This window comes from Vibrio sp. 1641 (genome assembly GCF_033339995.1).
Classification (GTDB): Bacteria; Pseudomonadota; Gammaproteobacteria; order Enterobacterales; family Vibrionaceae; genus Vibrio; species Vibrio alginolyticus.
In genome coordinates, this window is record NZ_JAWOVP010000407.1 from 1 (window position 1) to 560 (window position 560).

Sequence of the window (560 nt, forward strand, 5' to 3'; positions counted from 1 at the left end):
TCTGTGATAAATAAAGGTATTAAAATCTGATTCTTCGGACTCAGGCGAAATACTGAGGGATCCCCTCATAATTTCCCCAAAGCACAACCATGTTTGAATAGATTTTGAGCAAGCAGGGTTGCAGCCGCGAGCAAGTCTTCCCTCGTTATTGTGTAGCCAGAATGCCGCAAAACTTCCATCCCTAAGCGCACTGTTGAGAGTACATTTCGATTTTTGACAGTGTTAGCTTGGAAGTGCTTATCCCAACCTTGTTTCTGACCATGAACTCCAGCAAGCCAAAATGTCAGTTGAAGCATTAGGGCGATTAGCAGCATGATATCAAAGCGCTCTGAGCTGCTAGTTCGGCTATGACGGAGGCCTAAACCGTAGGCTGGGCTTTTCAAGTCTCGGAAGGTTTCTTCAATTTGCATACGCTTCGAGTAGAGCCTAACAAGTTGCTTTGGTGTTCGGATTTCAACGGGCAAGTTAGTCGCTAAAACCCATGGTTCTTTTGTCGAAGCGGAGTAGATTTTAGGTGACGGATGATGACAATTAGTCCGTGTCGAACGCTGATTTTTTCG

At 45.2% G+C, this 560-nt stretch carries 1 protein-coding gene; it reads right to left on the bottom strand.

What is annotated here, in order from left to right; all coding sequences use genetic code 11:
• Window positions 1–65: 65 nt before the first annotated feature.
• Window positions 66–560 (bottom strand): IS4 family transposase (locus tag R7Z47_RS26245; protein ID WP_318130951.1); only part of this gene is annotated, 495 nt, incomplete at its 5' end.